Consider the following 2,083-nt stretch of genomic DNA (forward strand, 5'->3'; position numbering starts at 1 on the left):
CGCTGGAGGCGGCCAGCGGGTTGGAGGCGGCGGTACGGCTGTTGCGGGGCATCCGGGCGTTCCGGACGGCCTAGTGTTGGGGGTATCCGGGCGTTCCGGACGGCCTAGTGTTGGGGGCGTCCGGATCGGCGGGAATGGGGTGGCCGTTGCCGGGCCGTCATGGGCGCGTAATGCCGGTGCGATGCCGTTCCCACTAACCCTCACTTTTCCATGATTTTCGATTATTTGGCGATTTATCTACATTAGTCGCGACATTTACCAGGACGGCGGAAAAGGTCCCAAGCCGCTCTGCGCGGCACCGGCCAGCGGTGGGGAGCCCCTGGATCCGCGGGGCTTCCGGCCGTCCGGCCCGCCCGGAGTCCTGGCGCTCCTGCGGGATTTCCGGTCCCCGTGGCACCCCACGCCGGGTATGTCGTATTTGTGGACTGATGGGCTGAGGAAACACGCCGTTCTACGGGGGCGGCATGGAAGAGAGGTGGCGATTCGTGCGGATTCTCATCGTCGGCGGGAGCGGTTTTCTCGGAGGCGAGCTCGTACGGTTGTGCGTGTCGTCGGGACATGACGTGGGCGCGACGTACCTGACCCGGCCCGGAGAGCTCCCAGGCGTCGCCTGGCTGCCCCTGGACGTGCGTTCGCGTGCGGACGCCGCGGCCGTCGTCGGCGTGTTCCGGCCGGAGGTGACGATCAACGCGGCGTACCGGCAGCGGGACTGGACCGCCACGGCGGACGGCGCGGCATACCTGGCCCTGGCCGTGGCGGCGGTGGGCGGGCGACTGGTGCACGTCTCCAGCGACGCCGTCTTCTCGGGCTCCGCGCCACGCTACGACGAGACGTGCGTGCCGGACCCGGTCAGCCCGTACGGCGCCGCCAAGGCGGCCGCGGAGACGGCGGTGCGGGCCGTCCTGCCCGGCGCCGCGATCGCCCGGACGTCCTTGATCATCGGGCGCGGCGGGTCCCCGCACGAGGCACTCGTACGCTCGCTCGCCACCGGGCGCGGGGACGGGGTGTTGTTCACGGACGACGTGAGATGCCCGGTGCACGTCGCCGACCTCGCGGCGGCGCTCATGGAGCTGACCGTCCGCGGGGAGGCGGGCATCTGGCACCTGGCGGGCTCCGACCCGCTGAGCCGCCACGAACTGGGGGTGCTGATCGCCCGCAGGGACGGCCTCGACGCCGCACGCCTGCCCACCGGCCGCCGCGCCGACACGGCCCTGCCCGGCCCGTACGACGTCCGCCTGGACTGCACGGCGACGCAACGACGGCTCCGCACCCGCCTGCGCGGCGCCCAGGAGTTCCTGGCCCCGGACCCGAGGGCCGCGGACCCGAGGGCCGCGGACACGCACGTGTCCGCATCCCACCACCGCGAACGCCCGTGCCCCCGGACCCGAAGGCCAAGGGACGCGGTCGGCGTGCGGGATGCGGCGTCCTACCCCCGGTGTGCCTCGAAGCGGAGGGTGCGGGAGACGCCCACCCGGACCGTGGTGCCCGGGGCGATGGTGACGGGCTCGTTCGGCGGGATGTCGTAGAAGTTGGGGTCGCCGGGCGGCTGGATCTGGGTGCCGTTGACGGAGCCCAGGTCCACCAGGTTGACGTCCCACCCGTCCAGCGCCACCCGCAGGTGCCGCCGTGACACCGACCCGTCCGGGCTGGTCACCTTGGCGGGCCTGGCGGTGCCGCCGGCCACCTCTGGCGCCCGCTCGGGGTCGCGCCCGAGCAGGTAGTCGGTCTCCAGCGGCAGCGCGGTCCCGTCGTCCAGGATCAGGACGCCGAGAGAGGGCCGCGGCCCCTTGTAGGGGACGAGGGTGCGCTGGACCAAGGCGATGCCGCAGACGGCGCAGTAGGGGACGCGGGGGTCGTTGAAGTGGTCGTTCTTGCAGTCGACCCCGTAGACGAGCGGGCGGTCGCCGTGCTCGGACTGCTGCTGCTCCTGGGGCGGCGGCCCCGGGTGGTCGAAGTGGTCGGGCGCGCCGAGCAGGGGCGGCGCGGGCTGGTCGAAGTGCTCTGGCGGGCCCATGTGCTGCGGGACCTGCGGCTCGGCGACACCGTTGCCGGAGGGCGGCTGCTCGTCGTACGACGGGTATTG

Annotated in this window: 2 protein-coding genes; one reads left to right on the plus strand and one right to left on the minus strand. The window is 72.7% G+C overall.

What is annotated here, in order from left to right; all coding sequences use genetic code 11:
- Positions 1–485 precede the first annotated feature (485 nt).
- The gene (locus ETD86_RS54040; protein ID WP_138674339.1) at positions 486–1,526 is read left to right on the plus strand and encodes an SDR family oxidoreductase; all 1,041 of its coding nucleotides are present in this window, start codon (positions 486–488) and stop codon (positions 1,524–1,526) included.
- On the opposite strand, the gene ETD86_RS54045 is transcribed toward ETD86_RS54040, so the two are convergent.
- The coding region (locus tag ETD86_RS54045; RefSeq protein WP_138674340.1) for an FHA domain-containing protein at positions 1,427–2,083 on the minus strand (657 nt) is incomplete at its 5' end. The genes ETD86_RS54040 and ETD86_RS54045 overlap by 100 nt on opposite strands.

The organism is Nonomuraea turkmeniaca, from assembly GCF_005889735.1.
GTDB lineage: Bacteria > Actinomycetota > Actinomycetes > Streptosporangiales > Streptosporangiaceae > Nonomuraea > Nonomuraea turkmeniaca.